This is a genomic window from Aeromonas schubertii, assembly GCF_000820105.1.
Taxonomy (GTDB): domain Bacteria; phylum Pseudomonadota; class Gammaproteobacteria; order Enterobacterales; family Aeromonadaceae; genus Aeromonas; species Aeromonas schubertii.
This window is the reverse complement of record NZ_CDDB01000039.1, coordinates 71,791-91,133: the sequence shown is the minus strand read 5'-3', so window position 1 is coordinate 91,133 and position 19,343 is coordinate 71,791. Positions and strand designations below refer to the sequence as shown.

General features: G+C 62.0%; 23 protein-coding genes, 1 riboswitch and 1 other annotated feature. Of the genes, 12 read left to right on the top strand and 11 right to left on the bottom strand.

What is annotated here, in order from left to right:
- Nucleotides 1–59: 59 nt before the first annotated feature.
- A complete protein-coding gene (locus BN1133_RS07475; RefSeq protein WP_050665913.1) occupies nt 60–308 on the bottom strand; it encodes a hypothetical protein in 249 nt (82 codons plus the stop codon).
- A gap of 212 nt (nt 309–520) precedes the next feature.
- Nucleotides 521–645, top strand: a sequence feature (His leader region).
- Between the two features lie 24 nt (nt 646–669).
- Between BN1133_RS07475 and hisG the strand changes: the two genes are divergently transcribed.
- The 9 genes from hisG (at nt 670) to BN1133_RS07430 (ending at nt 8,188) form a co-directional block, all read left to right on the top strand.
- Nucleotides 670–1,566, top strand: coding sequence for an ATP phosphoribosyltransferase (gene hisG, locus BN1133_RS07470; protein ID WP_050665912.1), 897 nt, complete (start codon nt 670–672; stop codon nt 1,564–1,566).
- 4 nt (nt 1,567–1,570) lie between these two features.
- Nucleotides 1,571–2,857 carry a histidinol dehydrogenase gene (gene hisD, locus BN1133_RS07465; protein WP_050665911.1) on the top strand — a complete coding sequence of 429 codons (1,287 nt, stop codon included), beginning with the start codon at nt 1,571–1,573 and terminating at the stop codon, nt 2,855–2,857.
- A gap of 13 nt (nt 2,858–2,870) precedes the next feature.
- The gene (hisC, locus tag BN1133_RS07460) at nt 2,871–3,929 is read left to right on the top strand and encodes a histidinol-phosphate transaminase (RefSeq protein ID WP_050665910.1); all 1,059 of its coding nucleotides are present in this window, start codon (nt 2,871–2,873) and stop codon (nt 3,927–3,929) included.
- 9 nt (nt 3,930–3,938) lie between these two features.
- Entirely contained in the window at nt 3,939–5,048 is a 1,110-nt protein-coding gene (gene hisB / locus BN1133_RS07455) for a bifunctional histidinol-phosphatase/imidazoleglycerol-phosphate dehydratase HisB (RefSeq protein ID WP_050665909.1), read from the top strand.
- On the top strand, nt 5,049–5,651 hold the full coding sequence (gene hisH / locus BN1133_RS07450; protein WP_050665908.1) for an imidazole glycerol phosphate synthase subunit HisH: 603 nt from the start codon (nt 5,049–5,051) through the stop codon (nt 5,649–5,651). It begins immediately after the preceding gene.
- A gap of 5 nt (nt 5,652–5,656) precedes the next feature.
- The gene (gene hisA, locus BN1133_RS07445; protein WP_050665907.1) at nt 5,657–6,403 is read left to right on the top strand and encodes a 1-(5-phosphoribosyl)-5-[(5-phosphoribosylamino)methylideneamino]imidazole-4-carboxamide isomerase; all 747 of its coding nucleotides are present in this window, start codon (nt 5,657–5,659) and stop codon (nt 6,401–6,403) included.
- Entirely contained in the window at nt 6,403–7,176 is a 774-nt protein-coding gene (hisF, locus tag BN1133_RS07440; RefSeq protein WP_050665906.1) for an imidazole glycerol phosphate synthase subunit HisF, read from the top strand. Before hisA ends, hisF begins: the two co-directional genes overlap by 1 nt.
- A 12-nt stretch (nt 7,177–7,188) precedes the next feature.
- Nucleotides 7,189–7,809 (top strand): bifunctional phosphoribosyl-AMP cyclohydrolase/phosphoribosyl-ATP diphosphatase HisIE, encoded by a 621-nt coding sequence (hisIE, locus tag BN1133_RS07435; RefSeq protein WP_050665905.1) that lies wholly within the window; start codon nt 7,189–7,191, stop codon nt 7,807–7,809.
- A gap of 94 nt (nt 7,810–7,903) precedes the next feature.
- Nucleotides 7,904–8,188, top strand: a complete 285-nt coding sequence (locus BN1133_RS07430) for a hypothetical protein (protein ID WP_050665904.1) — start codon at nt 7,904–7,906, stop codon at nt 8,186–8,188.
- A 39-nt stretch (nt 8,189–8,227) separates the two neighbouring features.
- On the opposite strand, the gene mltB is transcribed toward BN1133_RS07430, so the two are convergent.
- Entirely contained in the window at nt 8,228–9,292 is a 1,065-nt protein-coding gene (gene mltB, locus BN1133_RS07425; RefSeq protein WP_050666006.1) for a lytic murein transglycosylase B, read from the bottom strand.
- 185 nt (nt 9,293–9,477) lie between these two features.
- Here mltB and BN1133_RS07420 point away from each other — a divergent pair, with 185 nt between their 5' ends.
- A complete protein-coding gene (locus tag BN1133_RS07420; protein ID WP_050665903.1) occupies nt 9,478–10,818 on the top strand; it encodes a flavohemoglobin expression-modulating QEGLA motif protein in 1,341 nt (446 codons plus the stop codon).
- A 33-nt stretch (nt 10,819–10,851) separates the two neighbouring features.
- Here BN1133_RS07420 and BN1133_RS07415 read toward each other — a convergent pair whose 3' ends face one another.
- Nucleotides 10,852–11,433 carry a thymidine kinase gene (locus BN1133_RS07415; RefSeq protein WP_050665902.1) on the bottom strand — a complete coding sequence of 194 codons (582 nt, stop codon included), beginning with the start codon at nt 11,431–11,433 and terminating at the stop codon, nt 10,852–10,854.
- A gap of 95 nt (nt 11,434–11,528) precedes the next feature.
- Nucleotides 11,529–13,103: a Na+/H+ antiporter NhaC family protein gene (locus BN1133_RS07410; protein WP_050665901.1), complete on the bottom strand. Its 1,575-nt coding sequence runs from the start codon at nt 13,101–13,103 to the stop codon at nt 11,529–11,531.
- Between the two features lie 87 nt (nt 13,104–13,190).
- Nucleotides 13,191–13,362: riboswitch (Lysine riboswitch) on the bottom strand.
- Nucleotides 13,363–13,664: 302 nt separating this feature from the next.
- On the opposite strand from BN1133_RS07410, the gene BN1133_RS07405 reads away from it, so the two are divergent.
- Nucleotides 13,665–14,069, top strand: a complete 405-nt coding sequence (locus BN1133_RS07405; protein WP_050665900.1) for an H-NS family histone-like protein — start codon at nt 13,665–13,667, stop codon at nt 14,067–14,069.
- A gap of 45 nt (nt 14,070–14,114) precedes the next feature.
- Here the strand turns inward: BN1133_RS07405 and BN1133_RS07400 are convergent, their stop codons facing one another.
- From BN1133_RS07400 to BN1133_RS07380, 5 genes are read right to left on the bottom strand one after another with little or no spacing between them, the layout of a single operon-like run.
- A complete protein-coding gene (locus BN1133_RS07400; protein WP_050665899.1) occupies nt 14,115–14,678 on the bottom strand; it encodes a cob(I)yrinic acid a,c-diamide adenosyltransferase in 564 nt (187 codons plus the stop codon).
- Nucleotides 14,675–14,902: a DUF3820 family protein gene (locus BN1133_RS07395; RefSeq protein WP_050665898.1), complete on the bottom strand. Its 228-nt coding sequence runs from the start codon at nt 14,900–14,902 to the stop codon at nt 14,675–14,677. The genes BN1133_RS07400 and BN1133_RS07395 overlap by 4 nt, the downstream gene beginning before the upstream one ends.
- Nucleotides 14,902–15,573 carry a 7-carboxy-7-deazaguanine synthase QueE gene (queE, locus tag BN1133_RS07390; RefSeq protein WP_050666005.1) on the bottom strand — a complete coding sequence of 224 codons (672 nt, stop codon included), beginning with the start codon at nt 15,571–15,573 and terminating at the stop codon, nt 14,902–14,904. The genes BN1133_RS07395 and queE overlap by 1 nt, the downstream gene beginning before the upstream one ends.
- Before the next feature lie 35 nt (nt 15,574–15,608).
- Nucleotides 15,609–16,304: a 7-cyano-7-deazaguanine synthase QueC gene (gene queC / locus BN1133_RS07385; RefSeq protein WP_050665897.1), complete on the bottom strand. Its 696-nt coding sequence runs from the start codon at nt 16,302–16,304 to the stop codon at nt 15,609–15,611.
- A gap of 1 nt (nt 16,305) precedes the next feature.
- On the bottom strand, nt 16,306–16,917 hold the full coding sequence (locus BN1133_RS07380) for a tRNA-uridine aminocarboxypropyltransferase (RefSeq protein ID WP_050665896.1): 612 nt from the start codon (nt 16,915–16,917) through the stop codon (nt 16,306–16,308).
- Here BN1133_RS07380 and rrtA point away from each other — a divergent pair.
- Nucleotides 16,904–17,464, top strand: coding sequence for a rhombosortase (gene rrtA / locus BN1133_RS07375; protein WP_231686246.1), 561 nt, complete (start codon nt 16,904–16,906; stop codon nt 17,462–17,464). The two genes, BN1133_RS07380 and rrtA, sit on opposite strands and share 14 nt — an antisense overlap.
- Here the strand turns inward: rrtA and pyrF are convergent.
- On the bottom strand, nt 17,445–18,140 hold the full coding sequence (gene pyrF, locus BN1133_RS07370; RefSeq protein WP_050665895.1) for an orotidine-5'-phosphate decarboxylase: 696 nt from the start codon (nt 18,138–18,140) through the stop codon (nt 17,445–17,447). The genes rrtA and pyrF overlap by 20 nt on opposite strands.
- Before the next feature lie 31 nt (nt 18,141–18,171).
- Entirely contained in the window at nt 18,172–19,338 is a 1,167-nt protein-coding gene (gene lapB, locus BN1133_RS07365) for a lipopolysaccharide assembly protein LapB (RefSeq protein ID WP_050665894.1), read from the bottom strand.
- Nucleotides 19,339–19,343 lie beyond the last annotated feature (5 nt).

Below are 19,343 nucleotides of genomic sequence, written 5' to 3'. Positions count from 1 at the left end.
CGAGACAGTGGTCAAGGCAGGTCTTCCGGCGAAAAGGCCGAGTATACCAAAAGCGCCGCTCAGACGAAGAGATCGATCTGATGGGGGGGATCGTCCGGGGGCGACTCCTCCTCTTCCACCTCGTTCGCCACCCGCTTCACCGGCTTGCCGGCAGGGGGTTGCTCCTTGCGCCGCTCCTTGGGATCGGCCGTGCTCTCGGCAACTCTGGGCTTCTTGCCGACTGCCCTCACCTCACGGGAGATAGGCTCACTGCCCGGCGTTGCCGGCGCACGGGGCAGGATGGAGAAGATCAGATCCTGGTTGGCCATGGTGCGCTCCCTATCCGGCAGAGGGCCGGACTCCCCTAAAGATGGACTGATCACTTATCGACCGCAAAACCGTTTGCTTGATATGCGCGACTATTTTTCGGGGGCGGGGTTGCAATTTCTGACCAGACGGGTAAGTTAAAACCCATTGTGCACTGGCACTCCAATTCGTAAAGAGAGATTTACATCATGTCTAACCTGCTGAAGACCCGTCACCATCACCACCATCATCCCGACTAGTCTTTCAGGAGGTTGGCTGCTGGAAGACCGATACTGGTGACTTCCTGCAGGCCCTCGATCAACAGACCCTCGGAAGCACCGCTTCCGAGGGTTTTTTGTTTTTAATACGAAGGAAAATCGAGCAATGGAAACACAACGTCTGCGCATCGCCATGCAAAAGTCCGGTCGCCTGAGCCAGGACTCCCAGGCCCTGTTGAAAAGCTGCGGCCTCAAGATCAACCTCCTGGAGCAGCGTCTCATCGCCCACGTGGAAAACATGCCCATCGACATCCTGCGGGTACGCGACGATGACATCCCTGGGTTGGTGATGGACGGCGTGGTCGATCTCGGCATCATCGGCGAAAACGTGCTCGAAGAGGAGCAGCTGAGCCGCCGCGCCCTGGGTCAGGCCGCCGATGTCAAGGTACTCAGACAACTCGACTTCGGTGGCTGCCGCCTGTCACTCGCCGTGCCGCGCGAGATGGAGTACACAGGCGCCGAGTGCCTGGCCGGCAAGCGCATCGCTACCTCCTATCCCGGCCTGCTCGGACGCTTCTTCGCCGAGCGCGGCCTCCCCTTCAAGAGCGTGATGCTGGGCGGCTCGGTCGAGGTGGCCCCGCGCGCAGGACTCGCCGACGCCATCTGCGATCTGGTCTCTACCGGGGCGACCCTGGAGGCCAACGGCCTCAAGGAGGTCGAGGTGATCTACCGCTCCAAGGCGGTGCTGGTGCAGGCTGCCCAACCTCTCGAGGCGAGCAAACAGCAACTTATCGACAAGCTGATGCCGCGCATCCAGGGCATGCTGCAGGCACGCGAGAGCAAGTACATCATGCTGCACGCCCCCAAAGAGAAGCTCGAGGCCATCACGGCACTGCTGCCGGGAGCCGAGCGTCCCACCATCATGCAACTGGCCGGCGATACCAACCAGGTGGCCCTGCATGTCGTCTCAAGCGAGACCCTGTTCTGGGAGACCATGGAGCGTCTCAAGGCCCTGGGTGCCAGCTCTATCCTGGTGCTGCCCATCGAAAAGATGATGGAGTAAGCTCATGCAGACCCTGATCTGGAACACCCTGGCCCCGGAGCAACAGCGCAGCCTGTTGGCCCGCCCGGCCCTGGCCAACGCCGACACCCTCGAGAGCACGGTGCGCGGCATCATCAGCGAGGTGCAGCGCCGCGGTGATGCGGCACTGCGCGAGCTCTCCGCCCGTTTCGAGCGTGCTCCGCGCGAGACCCTGCGCATCAGCCGCGCCGAGTTCGACGCCGCAGAGGCGCGCCTGGGAGAGGAGATTAAAGCCGCCATCCGCCAGGCCATCGGCAACATCCGTACCTTCCACGCCGCCCAGGCCCAGCCGGTGCTGCGTATCGAGACCCAACCCGGCGTGGTGTGCGAGCTGCGCAGCCAGCCCATCGGCCGGGTCGGCCTCTACGTACCGGGGGGCAGCGCCCCGCTCCCCTCCACCGTCATGATGCTGGCCGTGCCGGCGGCCCTTGCCGGCTGCCGTGAGGTGGTGCTCTGTACCCCGTCGCCGGCCAGCGACGAGATCCTGTTTGCCGCCCGCGCCTGCGGGGTGGAGAAGGTGTTCGCCATCGGCGGCGCCCAAGCCATCGCCGCCATGGCCTACGGCACCGAGAGCATCCCCAAGGTCGACAAGATCTTCGGCCCTGGTAACAGCTACGTGACCGAGGCCAAGCGCCAGGTAAGCCAGGACGTGCGTGGCGCCGCCATCGACATGCCGGCCGGTCCCTCCGAGGTGCTGGTGATCGCCGATGGGTCGGCCAACCCCGAGTTCGTGGCCGCCGATCTGCTCTCCCAGGCCGAACACGGTCCGGACAGTCAGGTAGTGTTGGTGACCGATGCCCCGGCCTTGGCCGACCAGGTGCAGGAGGCACTCTCCCGCCAACTCGCTGGGCTGACACGCCGCGACATCGCCGCCGAGGCCCTTCGCAGCAGCCTGATCCTGCTGTGCCGCGATCTTGACGAAGCGTGCGCCATCTCCAACGCCTACGCCCCCGAGCACCTCATCGTGCAGACCCGGGCGCCGCGCGATTTGCTCGACCAGCTCGAGAATGCCGGCTCCATCTTCCTCGGCCCCTGGACCCCGGAATCGGTGGGTGACTACGCCAGCGGCACCAACCACACCCTGCCCACTTACGGCTACGCGCGCACCTGCTCGAGCCTGGGGCTCGCCGACTACCAGCGCCGCTACACGGTGCAGGAGCTGAGCGCCGAGGGACTCAAGGGACTCGGCCCCGTGGTCGAGTGCATCGCCCGCGCCGAGGGGCTGGGCGCCCACGAGAATGCCGTGACCCTGCGTCTGGCCGCGCTGAAATAACAAGGAGCAGAGCATGAGTATCAAGGACCTGGCACGGCGCGCGGTGCGCGCACTCACCCCCTACCAGTCGGCCCGCCGCATCGGCGGCAAGGGCAACGTCTGGCTCAACGCCAACGAGGCCCCCCTGGCCTACCCCTTCACCATCGAGGGAGAGCGACTCAACCGCTATCCCGAGTGCCAACCCCCCGCGGTGATCGCCGCCTATGCCGATTACGCCAGCGTGGAGACCGATCAGGTATTGGTCAGTCGCGGTGCCGACGAGGCGATCGAGCTGCTCATCCGCACCTTCTGCGAGGCGGGGCAGGATCAGATCCTCATCTGCCCCCCCACCTACGGCATGTACGCCATCAGCGCCGAGACCTGCGGCGTCGGCATTGTCGAGGTCCCCCTCACCGCCGCCCGACAGCCCAACTGGCCCGAGATCAAGAGCCGCCTGTCGGATGTGAAGCTGGTGTTTCTCTGCTCCCCCAACAACCCGACCGGGGATCTGGTGGGGCGCGAGGGACTCATCGCACTGCTCGAGGCCGCCAACGATCGCGCCCTCATCGTCGTGGACGAGGCCTATATCGAGTTCTGCCCCGAGGCGAGCGTGGTCGACCTGCTGGCGCGCTTCCCCAACCTGGTGGTAACCCGCACCCTCTCCAAGGCGTTTGCCCTGGCCGGGATCCGCTGCGGCTTCACCCTGGCCGCCAGCGAGGTGATCGCCCTGCTCTCCAAGGTGATCGCCCCCTACCCCATCCCGGATCCGGTGGCCCAGATTGCGGCAGAGGCGCTCTCGGCCAAGGGGCTGATCCTGATGCAGGAGCGGGTGCGTGAACTCAACGCCCAGAAGGCGCGGCTCAAGGCCGAGCTCGCGGCGCTGCCCTGCGTCACCGAGCTCTTCGAAGACAAGGGCAACTTCGTGCTGGTGCGCTTTGACGATGGCGCCCGGGTGTTCGCCGCCATGAAGGAGGCCGGTATCATACTGCGCGATTTTTCGAGCAAGCCCGGTTTAAATGATTCGGTGCGCATTACGGTGGGTTATCGCGGCGAGATGGACGCCGTGGTCAACGTGCTGCGCGACATACGATAAGGAGATCCCATGACTGCCCCAATCCTCTTCATCGACCGCGACGGCACCCTCATCGAGGAGCCGGTCAGCGACAAGCAGGTAGACCGCCTCGACAAGCTGCGCTTCGAACCCATGGTGATCCCGGTGCTGCGCGAGCTGCAGGCCGCCGGCTACACCCTGGTGATGGTCACCAACCAGGATGGCCTGGGCACCGCCAGCCTGCCCCTGGAGCACTTCCAGCCGCCCCACGACCTGATGATGCACCTCTTCGAATCCCAGGGAGTGCACTGGGAGCAGGTGCTTATCTGCCCCCACTTCCCGGGCGACGGCTGCGCCTGTCGCAAACCCAACCTGGGTCTGGTCAGGGAGTACCTGGCCGCGGGCCGCATCGACCGTGGCAACTCGTTTGTCATCGGCGATCGCCAGACCGATCTGCAACTCGCCGAGAACATGGGGATCGCCGGCATTCGCTACCACCCGACCGAGAACGGCTGGCTCGCCATTCGCGACCAGTTGCTCGGGCGCGGCCGCAAGGCCGAGGTGGAGCGCAACACCCGAGAGACCCGGATCCGCATCGCGGTGGATCTCGATAAGAGCGGCGGCAACCGCATCAGCACTGGGCTGGGCTTCTTCGATCACATGCTCGATCAGATTGCCACCCATGCCGGGATCCACATGGAAGTCGAGGTGAGCGGCGATCTGCATATCGACGATCACCACACGGTAGAAGACACCGGTATCGCCCTGGGTCAGGCCCTCAAGGCGGCGCTCGGCACCAAGCGCGGCATCGGGCGCTTTGGCTTCGTGCTCGCCATGGATGAGGTACAGGCGGTCATCGACGCCCGCCCCCTGACCGAGCTGGAGGTGGCCACGGCCATGGACTTGAGCGGCCGCCCCTACTTCGTGTTCGACTGCCCGGCCGGCTTTGGCCGCGACCAGGTGGGGGATCTGGCCACCGAGATGGTGCCTCATTTCTTTCGCTCCCTCTCCGACGCCATGGCCATCACCCTGCAGATGAAGGTGGGCAGTGGCAACACCCACCACCAGGTGGAGGCCCTCTTTAAGGGCTTCGGCCGCGCCCTGCGCCAGGCGGTGCGGGTAGAGGGCAGCGATCTCCCCTCCAGCAAGGGGGTGCTCTGAATGAAGCTGGTGATCATCGACACGGGCTGCGCGAATCTCGCCTCGGTGCGCATGGCCTTCGAGCGGCTCGGGGTCAACCCTGTGGTGAGCCGTGAGGCAGACATCATCGCCGCCGCCGACAAACTGATCCTGCCCGGGGTAGGCACGGCGGTGGCGGCCATGCAGAACTTGAATGAGCGCGCTCTGGTGCCGCTCATTCGCGCCGCCACCCAACCCCTGCTCGGCTTTTGCCTCGGCATGCAGATGCTGGCCGCCTCTTCCGAAGAGCGCATGGGGGGCGAGACCGATATCGATTGCCTGGGGATCATTCCGGGCAAGATCCGCCTGATGCAGGTCGGCGATCTGCGCCTGCCGCATATGGGCTGGAACCAGGTGTGGCACGACGAGACCCACCCCCTGCTCAAGGGGATCCCGAGCGGCAGCCACTTCTACTTCGTCCACTCCTACGCGCTGGAGGTGACCGAGGCGACCCTGGCCACCTGCGACTACGGCCAGCCGTTCACCGCCATCGCCGGGCGTGACAACTTCTTCGGCGCGCAGTTTCACCCGGAGCGCTCCGGCGCCGTGGGAGCCCGCCTTTTGCAAAACTTTCTGGAGCTGTGACCGGCATGATCATTCCCGCCATTGACTTGATAAACGGCCAGGTGGTGCGCCTCTACCAGGGGGACTACGGCCAGAAGACCGAATACTCGAGCGATCCCCAGGGGCGCTTCGACGACTACGTGGACCAGGGGGCGCAGCAGCTTCACCTGGTCGATCTCGACGGCGCCAAGAACGCCGCCGCCCGCCAGCTTCCCCTGCTGCGCGAGCTGCTGGCCAGCACTGCAGCCCCGGTGCAGGTCGGCGGTGGCGTGCGCGCCGAGCAGGATGTGGCCGACCTGCTCGCCGCCGGCGCCAACCGGGTGGTAGTGGGCTCCACCGCCGTCAAGAGCCCGGCACTGGTGATGGGCTGGATGGCGCAATACGGCCCCGAACGCATCGTGTTGGCGCTGGATGTGAACATAGGGAGCGATGGGGTGCGCCGTATCGCCGTGGGCGGCTGGCAGGAGCAGAGCGACACCACCATAGAGTCGCTCATCGAGGCCTTCCTGCCCGCCGGGCTTAAACATGTGCTGTGCACCGACATCAGCCGCGACGGCACCCTGGCCGGCACCAACGTCGATCTCTACCGGGATCTCTGCGCCCGCTTCCCGCAGGTTGCCTTTCAGGCCTCCGGCGGTATCGGCTCCCTCGCCGACATCGAAGCGCTCAAGGGATCGGGGGTCGCCGGCATCATCCTCGGGCGCGCCCTGCTCGAGGGCAAATTCACCGTGGCCGAGGCGATCGCCTGCTGGGCCAACCAGGAGGTGCGCTGATGTTGGCACGTCGCATCATCCCCTGCCTCGACGTCAAAGATGGCGTGGTGGTCAAAGGGGTGCAGTTTCGTAATCACGAGGTAATGGGCGATATCGTCGCCCTGGCCCGCCGCTATGCGGCCGAGGGGGCGGACGAGCTGGTCTTTTACGACATCACCGCCTCGAGCGACGCCCGGGTGGTCGACAAGAGCTGGGTGAGCCGGGTGGCGGAGGTGATCGACATCCCCTTCTGCGTCGCCGGCGGCATCCGATGCGTCGATGACGCCCGCCAGGTCCTCGAGTTTGGCGCCGACAAGATCTCCATCAACTCACCGGCCCTGGCCGATCCCACCCTCATCACCCGGCTGGCCGAGCGCTTCGGGGTGCAGTGCGTGGTGGTGGGCATTGACTCCTACTTCGACGCCCAGAGCGGTCAATATCAGGTCAAGCAGTTCACCGGCGACGAGAGCCGCACTCGCACCACGACCTGGACCACCCAGGAGTGGGTGCAGGAGGTGCAACGGCGGGGGGCCGGCGAGATCGTCCTCAACGTGATGAATCAAGATGGCATGCGCCAGGGCTATGACATCGAGCAGCTCAAGGCGGTGCGTGCCCTGTGCAGGGTGCCACTCATCGCCTCGGGCGGCGCCGGCGCCATGGAGCACTTTCGCGACGCCTTCACCCTGGCCGACGTGGACGGGGCGCTGGCCGCCTCCGTCTTTCACAAGGGGATCATCCCCATTCCCGAACTCAAGTCCTGGCTCAAGGGCCAGGGCATCGCCATTCGCAGTTAAGGAGGGCGTGCAATGACCATCTCTTTCGATAGCCAGAGCCTGGACTGGGCCAAGTGTGACAACCTTATCCCCGCCATCGTGCAGCACGCTCACAGCGGCCAGGTGCTGATGCAGGGCTTTATGAATCAGGACGCCCTGGAAAAGACCCTGGCCTGTGGCCAGGTCACCTTCTTTAGCCGCAGCAAGCAACGCCTGTGGACCAAGGGGGAGAGCTCGGGCAACGTGCTCGTCCTCAAGGCCATCACCACCGACTGCGATCGCGACAGTCTGCTCATCGCCGCCGAGCCGGTCGGCCCCACCTGCCATCTGGGCAATGTCTCCTGCTTCGATGGCCACCCGCTGCCACCGCTGGGCTTTCTCGCCGAGCTCGAGCAGCTGCTGGCCGCACGCAAGGGGGCCAGCCCCGAGAGCAGCTACACCGCCCGCCTCTACGGCAAGGGCACCAAGCGCATCGCCCAGAAGGTGGGAGAAGAGGGGGTCGAGGTAGCCCTGGCGGCCATGGCCAAGGACAGGGAAGAGCTCATCAACGAGTCGGCAGATCTGCTCTACCACCTGACGGTGCTGTTGCAAAACGAGGGGCTGGCCCTGCAGGACGTGGTGCAGCGCCTCTTCGAGCGGCATCGGCAGGGGTGACAGGAGGCTGGCTTGGCGCCCCCTCCCCTTCGGGGGGATGACAATCCCCCCAAAAAGAAGTACTCATAAGGCACTCTTAATGATGGAGCACCCCATGAGCAAGTATCAGGTTCTGGCGACTCGCCTCGATGCCCCCGACTTCACCCTGCTGGAGATGGACTCGCCCACCTTTCTCGAGGAGAAGAGACAACTGCTGGAGCAGGGGCTGGAGGTGGTGGGGGATATTATCCACGCGGCCACCCGGGAAGAGGCCATCGCCCATCACAGGGAGGGCTTTGGTTACCTCAGCCGGGAGTACAGCGCCGCCACCCCGGCAGGAGGCGCGGCCTGGATGGTGATGGGGCTCGTCGACGAGATGAAAAAACGCCTGACACGATGAAGAGTGCAGAGGGAGCCAAACGCTCCCTCTCTTTTTCCCTTAACGGGCGACCCGCACCGCCTCACCCAGCTGCCACACCGCCATGGCGTAGTGGGTGCTGTGGTTGTAACGGGTGATGGTGTAGAAGTTGGAGAGGCCGTACCAGTACTGATACTGCTTGCCCATGTCCAGGCGCAGCAGGCTCGCCTCCCTGTGATGACCGAGAGGAGCCAGCGGTGTGAGGCCAGCGGCCGAGAGCTGGCTGACTTTGTAGCGGGTCTTGAAGCCGTGCTCGAGGCCGGGAGCCTGGCCGCTCGCCTGTACCGCCACCTTGTCCCCCTTCACCCAGCCATGAGCCTGGAAGTAGTGGGCCACGCTGCCGATGGCATCCACCGGATCCCAGAGGTTGGTGTGACCGTCACCGTTGAAGTCCACCGCATAATTCTTGAATGAAGAGGGCATGAACTGGCCATAACCCATGGCCCCGGCGAAGGAGCCCTGGGGATCCAGTGGGTCGATCGCCTCACTCCTGGCCATCAGCAGATAGGTCTCAAGCTCCCCCTCGAAATAGGCGGCGCGGCGGGGGTAGTCGAAGGCCAGGGTGGAGAGGGCATCGAGAATTCGGGTCTTGCCCATCACCCGGCCCCAGCGGGTCTCGACCCCTATGATGCCGACGATCACCTGGGGGGGGACCCCATACTGGGCATAGGCACGGTCAAGGGCCTCCTCATACTGGTTCCAGAAGGCGACGCCGTTCTCCACATTGCCCGGGGTGATGAAGTTGTTGCGATAGCGTATCCAGGCCCCGTTCGGCCCAACCGGCGGCTTGGTGGTGGGGGCCTGTTTGTCCATCAGACGGATCACCCAGTCGAGACGCTTGGCCTGCCCCAGCACATCGTGCAATTGCTGCCGGTTGAAACCATGCTGCTGCACCATCTTGTCGATAAAACTGGCCGTCTGTGGATTGGCGGAGAAATCCCCCATCAGGGGTGTCTGCACATGCTCGGGATCGAGCAGAAAGCCCCCCTTGGGTGCCTGGGGCTCACTGGGAGCGGCGGGAGCCGGGGTGCTGCTGCAGGCGGTGACAAGAGGAATGATGGGAAGAAAGAGAGCCAGGTGACGCATCGACATTGAAGATCCAGCAGGTAAACGGAGCCGTCATGTTACTCCATTGTGAGGGTGGAACAAACGCATCTCCCCGCTAAATCGTCACCCGCTGTCGGCTCGATTCAGGCCATGGCAAGCAAGGAGCAGGCGCAGGCGCAAGATTGGCGATAAGATAGAGTTCATCTCCCCCTTTTCACACCGCCATGAGCCATCAGGAACAGTACCGCCAACAACTTCGCCGCCTCTCCGACGAGTTGCTGGCCATCCAAAAACCGATCCGTATCCTCGACGCCATCAAATGGCCGCGCCAGCTCGAGGAGGAGTTCTTCGCCTCGGGTGCCTGCCACCTGCCCAGGGTCGATCGCCACTTCTACGAGGCGATCCCCCTCTCCTTCGATCCTCACCACACCTACCGGGAGCTAAGAGAGCTGCGCGAGAGGATTGTCCGCCACCTGGGAGCCCATGACGAGCTGGGGCAGATCCTGCAGCAGACGGTTGAGCAATACATGGTGGTATGCGAGATGCTGCGCTCACGGGGTACGCCCGATTTTTTGCGCTACAGCCGCCTGCTCTATGGCTCGGCCCGGGATCACCTGCGCGGGGATCGCAAGACCCTCAAGGAGCTGGGAGAGCGTTTGTGCCAGATCTTCTCCCTGCCCGGCGCCCGCCACCTGACCCGCCCCTGGCCCAAGATCTATCAGGGAGAAGGCGCGGTGACGCGACTGCAGGAGAAACTCACCGACTACTTCGATGAGGGGACGGTGCGGGTGAAGCTCAGCGATGGCATCGTCTCGGATGCCGCCGCCGGCGGAGACTATATCAAGCTCAGCAGTCACGCCCGCTTCTCCGAGCTGGATCTTCAGGTACTCGAGGTCCACGAAGGGTGGGTCCATGTGGGCACCACCCTCAACGGACGGGCCCAACCCTGGGCCAGCTGGCTCAGTGCCGGCTCCCCGCGTATCACCGCCTGTCAGGAGGGGCTGGCGGTGCTGATTGAAACCCTCACCTTCAGCTCCTTCCCGGATCGGGCCAGGCGTATCTCGGATCGGGTGATGGCGATCGATATGGCCGAGCAGGGGGCCGATTTTATCGAGCTCTATCGCCACTTCCATGCCCGTGGCATGGGTCAGCACGACGCCTACAAGGTGGCCCAGCGGGTGTTTCGTGGTGGCGCGGTCGACGGCAGCGCCTGCTTTACCAAGGATCTTTCCTATGTGCGCGGCTATGTGGAGACGGTCAATTTCATTCGCAGCGCCGTACTCGAAGGGGTGCCCGAGATCCTGCCCATGCTCTTCGTGGGCAAGGTGAGCCTGGATGATATCCCGGTGCTCTATCGCCATTATCTGGAGGGGCTTATCGAGGCGCCGCGCTTCCTCCCCCCCATGTTTAAAAACCTGACCGGCCTCTACGTCTGGTTCGGCTTTTCATCGGGCATGAGCCTCATCGACATCGGACGGGTACAGCAGCATTTTCGCCAGCTGTTCCACACCCTCCCCCAGACCGCTCCCCTCTACGAACCCCAGGGAGACGTGGACATCGACTGATACAAGGACCCCGGCATCAGCCGGGGTCTTTTATCAGGAGTAGGCCTTGCCTTCCAGATAGTGCTTTCGACAAAGGGAGACGTAGCGGTCATTCCCGCCGATCTCGACCTGTGCCCCGTCGCGCATCACCTCTCCCGAGGCGCTCACCCTGGCATTCATGTGGGCTTTGTTGCCACACCAGCAGATGCTCTTGAGCTCTTCCACCTTGTCGGCGAGGCAGAGCAGGTGGTAGGAGCCGGGAAAGAGCTCGGCACGAAAATCGGTCTTGAGCCCGTAGGCCACTACCGGGATATCGAGTTCATCGACGATACGCGCCAGCTGATAGACCTGCTCCTTGGTCAAAAACTGGGCCTCGTCCACGATAAAGACATCGATACGCTTCTGCTCGTTGCGTTCACGCAGTAATTCGAAGAGATCGCTCTCTTCGCCAAATACCTCGACTTTCAGGGTCAGACCAACCCGCGCCGAGATAACACCGACACCGAAACGATCGTCGATGGCAGGAGTCATGGCCAGGGGATTCATCCCCCGCTCGCAATAGTTGAAGTGAGCCTGGATGAGCTGGGTCGATTTGCCGGAGTTCATGGCGGCAAATTTATAGTGAAGAGAGGCCATGGGCACGCATTCCGAAGGGTCTTTTTAACTGGGGCGAATACTACCATAAACCAGCGGGGGCCCTAAGGCCCCCGCATGGTGAGATCGCCGTTTGCTCAGGCATTGGCCAGAACAGGTTGGTTACGGCGAATAAAGAAGAGGCTCGATGCCATAAACCAGATCCCGCTGACCACGACACCGGCCAGCACCGAGTGCATCAGACCGAGGGCCAGGTAACCGAGCACGGCACCGAAGGCGATGGTGAGGGCATAAGGCAACTGGGTCACCACGTGATCGATATGATGGCAACCGGCTCCGGTGGAGGAGAGGATGGTGGTGTCCGAGATGGGCGAGCAGTGATCGCCAAACACGGCACCGGCCAGCACGGCCGAGAGCATGGGTAACAGCATGGTGATGTCGCTGGCGGCAGCCATGTCGCCGGCAAGCGGCAACATGATGCCAAAGGTACCCCAGCTGGTGCCGGTGGAGAAGGCCATGGCGCCGGAGAGCACGAACAAGACTGCCGGCAGCAAGGCGATGGGCAGACCGCTCTGGGCCAGGGATGCCAGGTACTTGCCGGTCTCGACCTCGCGAATAACGGCACCGATCCCCCAGGCGAAGATGAGGATATAAATAGCCGGCAGCATGGCCATTACACCGTGCTTGGCGGCCAGCATCCAGTTCTTGAGACCCAGTCCAAGGCGCAGGGAGAGCAGGATGGCCACGGCCAGACCACAGAGACCACCATTCACCAGAGAGGCTCCCACGTCGGTGTTTTCAAAGGCACCGAGCAGCGTGAAGGGGGTGCCCTTCTCGGCCAGGGCTGCGGCGCCGGAGGCCACCATAAAGTAGACGGTGGAGAGGGTCAGGGTCAGGATCGGCAGCACCAGATCCAGTACCCGCCCCTTGTCGGAGCTGGAGAGTTCGCCGCTGGCACCGGCCGGCGCCCCCTTGCTCTCGTCCCACAGCTTGCCTTCGGCCGCCCACTCCTCATGCTGACGCATGGCGCCGATGTCGAGCTGATAGAAGATCACGACCAGTACCATCGCCAGAGTAAAGACGGCGTAGAGGTTCATCGGGATCATCTGGATAAAGGCCGAGATGGGGGTCTGGTCGGTCAGACCGTGGGCCGCCAGGATGCCACCTATGATGGCGATGATGTAGGCCCCCCAGGAGGAGATGGGCATCAGCACGCAGACCGGTGCGGCAGTCGAGTCGAGCAGGTAGGCGAGCTTGGCACGGGAGATCTGGAAACGATCGGTCACCGGACGGCAGACCGAGCCCACCGAGAGGCTGTGGAAGTAATCGTCAATGAAGAAGAGGAAGACCAGGCAACCGGTCAGTATCTTGGCGCCGCGGCGGCTCTTGATACGGGTCGCGGCCCAGTCGGCAAACGCACGGGTCGCGCCGGAAACGGTCATCAGGCTGATGATGCCGCCGAGCAGCAACAAAAAGAGGAGAATATTGACGTTCCAGCTGTTAACGGCACCGTCGGCCCAGAAGATGCCTTTGGCGACATCGCCAATGTATTCGGCAGTACCGAGCGGAGAAAAACCGCTCACCAGAATGCTGCCGGCGAGAATGCCCATTCCGAGGGAGAGCAGAACCTTACGGGTCCAGATTGCCAGAATAACCGCAATCAGGGGGGGGGCGAGTGACAATGCCGACGTGGCGTAATGGGTGATTTCCATGATCTCTTGCACCTACAACAGACTCAGGTGGAGATCTACCGAGAGGATAAAGAAACAAGATCCACCGGGGGCGGACATACTCCTCACCCTTCAGGTAGCGCTCCATAGTGGATGACTATGGCAGTCCTGCACCTCTTCGATGCAGAACCAGCAGCCCGGTATGATGGCCTGGCCACTTCGGCGCTGACTCCTTTCCTCGAGCATCACAGGCATCACCCTCCGCTCGGTTACTCATAGGCAGCGCGCCTCTACTTAAAGGTATTCGCGATGCATTTTATCAATCGAGAGATTAATCGCAAGTTTTATGAATGACTACTCATATGAACCACACTCTATCGCAAAGTGCAGCAGAAACATCTTACCCTTCCCTCATGATGACCGATTTCTCCCGCTTGCCCCCCCAAACGGGAATAGCGTGAAAGTAAATAAATGGGTTTACGTCAGGAAATATTAATTAATAATTATCTCCGACTTGACTTGCTCATATTCCCTGTTTAAATTGCGACGAAATAGCTACACTTCATCTGTGTAAAAATCAATAACTGCTCGAGTGGTGTCCTTATGAACGAATTTTTGAAAGTACTGCTGAATATCCGCAGCCTGCGTGCTGCGTGCCGTGAGATGACCATGGAACAACTGGTTGAAGGTCTGGAAAAGCTGCAATCTATCGTTGACGAGCGTCAGCAAGAAGCCGCAGCCAGCCAGGCTGCTCAGGCCGAGCATCAGCGTAAACTGCAAGAATTTAGCGAAATGCTCAAAGAAGCCGGTATCGACCCGACCGAACTGGTCGGTAGCCCGGTTGTTAGCGAAAGCAAGAAGAAAGGCGCCAAGCGTGCTCCGCGTCCTGCCAAATACCGCTATATGGATAATGGCGTAGAAAAAACCTGGACCGGTCAGGGCCGTACCCCTGCCGTGATTGCCAAGGCGCTGGAAGAGGGCAAGGCCCTGGAAGATTTCGCCATCTAACGTGACATCGCCCAATAAAAAACCTCGCCCATGGCGAGGTTTTTTTTATTTGCGCTCACTCTCTTTTTGCCAAATGACTTCCCTGAGCCCCTCGCACCTGATCAACCACCTGGCCAGGACAAAGAACCAGTCACTCAGACGGTTAAGGTAGGGAAGCAGAGCGGGGTTGAGCCGCTCATGCTCACCCAGCATCACCACTTGCCGCTCGCAGCGCCGCGTCAGGGTTCTCACCACATGGGCCTGGGCAGCCACCAGTGAGCCACCGGGCAGAATAAATTGCGTCAGTGGTGACAAATCCTGACTCATCCGATCCATCTCCTGCTCGAGACGAAAGGTCCATTCATGAGTGACTCGCCACACATCCTTATTTTGTGCCGAGCCGGGAAGCGCCAACTCAGCCCCCAGATCGAACAGCTCATGCTGTAACAACTGCAGCGTGGACTGCATATGGAGAGCCTCGTCGGGTAATAGTGCAATCAACAAACCAATATGAGAATTGAGCTCGTCGACAAGACCATAACATTCAACCCTCATATGGGTCTTGGCAGATACGGTCCCATCGGCCAGCCTGGTCATTCCTCCATCACCCTGTCTGGTATATATCCTCATCCCTGTGTCCCGTTGAGTAGTGGTAATACCACAGATTCCAAACCATTGACCTTGATCTCGTGGGCCAAGGCCAGTGCACTGCCCAATTTCCCGGCCGGGAACCCCTCTCTGGCCATCCACACCAGATAGGGCTCGGGCAGGTCGATAAGGCGCCGTCCCTGATATTTCCCATAAGGCATGTTCATATTCAAATGAAGCAACACTTCTGGATCGGGATGGGTCATCAATCGATATCCAGATATTTATGAGTCTGTATTGAGAGCCGCCAGTGACGCTCGATACACACCCTCATGGCCAATTCGGTCGCATGCTTCTTCTGACTAATGGGCTGTAATCCTATCTGCACATCGGGGCGCAGGGTCGCAAAGTGAAGCAGGGCGTCGAGCTCCTCGATATGATGCTCGGTCGCCACCGGGTGCTTAATCTCATTGGCACGGGCGAGGGCCTGCGGTAATACCTCCAGCCCCCCCTTCATCCCCAGTTTGGGAGAGACGGTGACCCAGGCCTCGTCATGCACCTGGATCTCATGGGTACCACTGGTCTCGACCTGCACCGTAAATCCTTCGGCCAACAAGAGTACCGAGAGCTCGCGCAGGTCATAGAGACAGGGTTCACCCCCCGTGATCACCACGTGGCGAGCCGTGTAATCGAGGCGCTGGAAGCTCTCGCGGATCTCGGCTGCACTCATGGCGCTCCAGGCATCGGACTCGTTGGAGCGATCCAGCACCTGGCGGCTCGGCACCTGACGCTCGGGGTCGACCACCCAGGTATGGCGGGTGTCGCACCAGGGGCAGCCCACCGGGCAGCCTTGCAGGCGTACGAAGATAGCGGGAAGGCCGGTATAGACCCCCTCCCCCTGGATGGTTTGGAAAATTTCGTTGATCGGGTAGTGAATCATCACATTCTGTCTAATTCGGTGAAAGGGCCGACTTACGATGCCGGCGCCAGCTTGGTGGCGAGGCGGGCACGCACGGCCTCACCCTGCTCAAGGTACTCTTGCAGGCCACGAGCGCGCAGCAGGCAGGCGGGACACTCACCGCAACCATCCCCCTGAATGCCGTTATAGCAGGTCAGGGTGTGGTGACGCACAGTGTCAAGGTGGCCACAACGGTCGGCCAGTGCCCAGGTCTCGGCCTTGTCGAGCCACATAAGTGGTGTCTCAAAGCGAACCGGCCTGTCCATCCCCAGCACCACGGCCCGGTTGAGTGCCTGGACAAACTCGTCCCGGCAATCGGGATAGCCGGAAAAATCGGTCTCGCAGACGCCGGTAATGACCGCCTCGGCTCCCACCTGATAGGCATAGATGGCCGCCAGGGTGAGAAACAGTATGTTGCGACCCGGCACAAAGGTGTTGGGCAAGCCGTTCTCTTGCAGCTCACGGCTGACCGGGATCTCATCGCGAGTCAGGGACGAGAGGGCCAGTTCACCGAGCAGGGAAACATCCATCACCTTGTGGGCCTTCACCCCCAGGCGCTCGGCCAGTGCTCTGGCCACCTCGATCTCGGCGACATGACGCTGGCCATAGTCAAAGGTGATGGCATGGACCTCATCATAATGCTGCAGGGCCTGTACCAGACAGGTCGTGCTGTCCTGGCCTCCGCTGAATACGACCACGGCGATACTCATGTCACGCTCCTCGGTTGACTTGGCTAAAGGTAAGCCATTGCTGGTTGAAACGAACGAACAGGTCCCACAGGGGGGCGTAACGCCCGGGCTCTTGCTCCCATTCGCACAAGAGGTGATACCCCGCCTCCAGGGTCGACAAGGCACCGGAGAAGGGTGCCTTGCGAATATGATAGTGGCCACTGCGTGGCGTCAATGCCACCCGGGGCAACGCCGCCAGGGCCGGATTTTCCATCAGCATGCGATAGCACTTGCGCCAGGTGCCATCGAGGAGCACAAAGCGCGCCCCCCTCTCCCGTGGCAACTCGTCGAGGGTGAGCGCCCCCTCACCGGGCCACAGCAGGTAGCAAGGGGGATGGCTGACAAACTGCTGCACCGCCTCATCCTCCTGCCACTGACTGCCCACCCTCAGCTCAGCCAGCTCCAGAGCCCCGGCCAACAGATGGGCCGTCCCCTTGGGATGCAGATGCTCCTTGGGGTGCTGCAACACCATTAATGGTGTCGGGTTGGCGATACGGGGCAACGTGGCACACAGACAGGCCTTGAGTGCGCGGCCACAATGAGTACAGTAGCGGCTGGTGTGGGTTGATGTGGGATCACTCGTGTTCACAAAGATTTCCGGATGGCCGGCAGCTGCCGGGCTCTCGCTGTTATTGCTGCTGCTCTGGCTGAGCGTACCAAGCGATGCCCTCTCGTTTCAGCGTGAGGCCATCGCCCATGGGCAGTGGTGGCGCATCATAACAGGCAACCTCGTTCACACCAATGGCTGGCATCTGTCGCTCAACCTGCTCGGACTCTGGCTCCTGGCGCAGATTTTTCATGACGAGTTGAACTCAAGGTGCCTGCTCACCGTATTGGGACTCTGTGCCCTCGGGGTCACCCTGGGGATCTGGCTCTGGTGCCCTCAGACCCAATGGTACATGGGGCTCTCGGGAGCCCTCCACGGCCTCTTTGCCTGGGGGGTAGTACAAGAGCTGGGGCGTCGTCGCAGCGCCAGCCTGCTGCTGATTGGCTTGCTGCTAAAGCTCTACATCGACTGGCAGGGTGGAGGCTCGGGTGGCCCGAGTGCCGCACTGATCGGCGCCCGGGTCCACGTAGAGTCTCATCTTATTGGCGCAATGGCCGGTCTCTTGCTGGGCCTTCTCAGCCGAGCTCGGCGTTGATCGCCTGCAACACACTGGCAGGGGTGTCGGCCTGAGTGATGGGACGTCCCACCACCAGATAGTCGGCCCCCGCTGCCACCGCCTGTGCTGGCGTCATGATGCGGCGCTGATCCCCCTGCTCGCTGCCTGCGGGACGAATTCCCGGAGTCACCAGTTTGAAGTCGGCACCACACTCGGCCTTGAGCAAGCTGGCCTCCTGGGCCGAGCAGACCACGCCATCCAGGCCGGCCGCCTTGGTCAGACGGGCCAGGTGCAACACCTGCTCGGCAGGGGTGAGCCGAACGCCCAATTCATTGAGATCGCTCTGCTCCATACTGGTCAATACAGTCACCGCGATGAGCAGCGGGGCCTTCTCCCCATAGGGAGCCAGGGCTGCCTTGGCCGCTTCCATCATGCGACGTCCACCACTGGCATGCACATTGACCATCCAGACACCCAGTTCGGCACTGGCTGCCACGGCCTTTGCCACCGTATTGGGGATGTCGTGGAACTTCAGATCCAGAAACACATCGAAGCCTCTGGCGACCAGTTGGCGAACAAACTGGGGGCCAAACAGAGTAAACATCTCCTTGCCCACCTTGAGGCGGCATGCCGACGGGCTGAGTTGATCAACCAGGGCCAGGGCCTCTTCTTCGCGCGCAAAATCCAGCGCCACCACTACTTTGGGCTCGCTCATGTCTCTTCCTGTCTTGTTAGCTTGATTAACGTTATTCCCCGTCCAGACCCCGGACCGGTTTGATGGTGCCCCACTGGCGGCACGACGGGCACTGCCAGAAGAGGGAGTGGCTGGCAAAGCCACACTGGCGACACTTGTGGGTCGCCTTTATCTTGATCTGCTCCCCCACCAGGCTCTTGAGCATGGCGAGGCTCTCCTTGGCCTGTCCCTCCTCGGCACCGCGCAGCTGAAGCTCCATCAGGTGATAGAAGCCACGCATGGAGGGGGTTCGTCTGAGCTGACGCAGCACCAATTCGGAGGCCGCCTCGCGACCGTTGTGCTGCTCGACGTAATCGGCCAGACGCAGGGTGACGGAGAAACCGGCCCGCGCCTCCTGGGCGTGAGCCAACAACTCGGGGATCCGCTCAGCCTGTTCGCTCTTCTCAAGGCTTTCACACAGGGGAGAGATGGCCTCACTGGCAAAATCCACATCCTGCTCGAGCACCCGCTCAAACTCGCGGACGGCCTGGGCGAACTCCCCCTCCCCCATCGCCAGCCATCCCAGGGCAAGGGAGGCCCGCACACAGGCCGGCTCCACCGAGAGTGCCTTGCGAAAGCGGCTCTGCGCCAACTTGCGATCGCCCTCACGCAGGGCCATGTCCCCCAGCTCACAATGGTAGTGAGCAATGGCGGGGGCCGGCTTCTTGCCCTGAAATGTCTGCAGCCGCTCACTGACCTCGATGGCCTTCTCCCAATCACGCAATTGCTGATAGATAAGCTGCAACTGGGCCAGAGCGGTCTCTTCGAAGTCGCTGTCCTCGGTGAGCTCGAGCCACAATTTCTCGGCCCGATCGAGCAGGCCGGCGGCCAGGAAGTCACGCGCCAACTCCTGCAAAGCCAATTGACGCTGCTCCATGGTAAGTTGGCGAGTAATGAGGTTCTGGTGGATCTTGATGGCCCGATCCACCTCGCCACGCTGACGAAACAGGTTACCGAGAGAGAGGTGGGTCTCTATGGTCTCATCATCCACCTCGAGTAGCTGAATGAAGAGATCGACTGCCTTGTCAGACTGATCCGACAGGATGTAGTTCAGGCCCGCCACATACTGGCGGGAGAATTGATTGCTCTGCTTCTGGGTATCCTGGCGGACACTCCTGCGCCCCATGTACCAGCCATATCCGGCGGCGATAGGCAGCAGCAGGAAGAGTAACTCTAGCATCGAGA

Bases quoted from the DNA above. Each gene is read 5' to 3' on its own strand.
- BN1133_RS07475 (WP_050665913.1), bottom strand. From the start codon at position 308: ATGGCCAACCAGGATCTGATCTTCTCCATCCTGCCCCGTGCGCCGGCA.
- hisG (WP_050665912.1), top strand. From the start codon at position 670: ATGGAAACACAACGTCTGCGCATCGCCATGCAAAAGTCCGGTCGCCTG.
- hisD (WP_050665911.1), top strand. From the start codon at position 1,571: ATGCAGACCCTGATCTGGAACACCCTGGCCCCGGAGCAACAGCGCAGC.
- hisC (WP_050665910.1), top strand. From the start codon at position 2,871: ATGAGTATCAAGGACCTGGCACGGCGCGCGGTGCGCGCACTCACCCCC.
- hisB (WP_050665909.1), top strand. From the start codon at position 3,939: ATGACTGCCCCAATCCTCTTCATCGACCGCGACGGCACCCTCATCGAG.
- hisH (WP_050665908.1), top strand. From the start codon at position 5,049: ATGAAGCTGGTGATCATCGACACGGGCTGCGCGAATCTCGCCTCGGTG.
- hisA (WP_050665907.1), top strand. From the start codon at position 5,657: ATGATCATTCCCGCCATTGACTTGATAAACGGCCAGGTGGTGCGCCTC.
- hisF (WP_050665906.1), top strand. From the start codon at position 6,403: ATGTTGGCACGTCGCATCATCCCCTGCCTCGACGTCAAAGATGGCGTG.
- hisIE (WP_050665905.1), top strand. From the start codon at position 7,189: ATGACCATCTCTTTCGATAGCCAGAGCCTGGACTGGGCCAAGTGTGAC.
- BN1133_RS07430 (WP_050665904.1), top strand. From the start codon at position 7,904: ATGAGCAAGTATCAGGTTCTGGCGACTCGCCTCGATGCCCCCGACTTC.
- mltB (WP_050666006.1), bottom strand. From the start codon at position 9,292: ATGCGTCACCTGGCTCTCTTTCTTCCCATCATTCCTCTTGTCACCGCC.
- BN1133_RS07420 (WP_050665903.1), top strand. From the start codon at position 9,478: ATGAGCCATCAGGAACAGTACCGCCAACAACTTCGCCGCCTCTCCGAC.
- BN1133_RS07415 (WP_050665902.1), bottom strand. From the start codon at position 11,433: ATGGCCTCTCTTCACTATAAATTTGCCGCCATGAACTCCGGCAAATCG.
- BN1133_RS07410 (WP_050665901.1), bottom strand. From the start codon at position 13,103: ATGGAAATCACCCATTACGCCACGTCGGCATTGTCACTCGCCCCCCCC.
- BN1133_RS07405 (WP_050665900.1), top strand. From the start codon at position 13,665: ATGAACGAATTTTTGAAAGTACTGCTGAATATCCGCAGCCTGCGTGCT.
- BN1133_RS07400 (WP_050665899.1), bottom strand. From the start codon at position 14,678: ATGAGGATATATACCAGACAGGGTGATGGAGGAATGACCAGGCTGGCC.
- BN1133_RS07395 (WP_050665898.1), bottom strand. From the start codon at position 14,902: ATGACCCATCCCGATCCAGAAGTGTTGCTTCATTTGAATATGAACATG.
- queC (WP_050665897.1), bottom strand. From the start codon at position 16,304: ATGAGTATCGCCGTGGTCGTATTCAGCGGAGGCCAGGACAGCACGACC.
- pyrF (WP_050665895.1), bottom strand. From the start codon at position 18,140: ATGAGCGAGCCCAAAGTAGTGGTGGCGCTGGATTTTGCGCGCGAAGAA.
- lapB (WP_050665894.1), bottom strand. From the start codon at position 19,338: ATGCTAGAGTTACTCTTCCTGCTGCTGCCTATCGCCGCCGGATATGGC.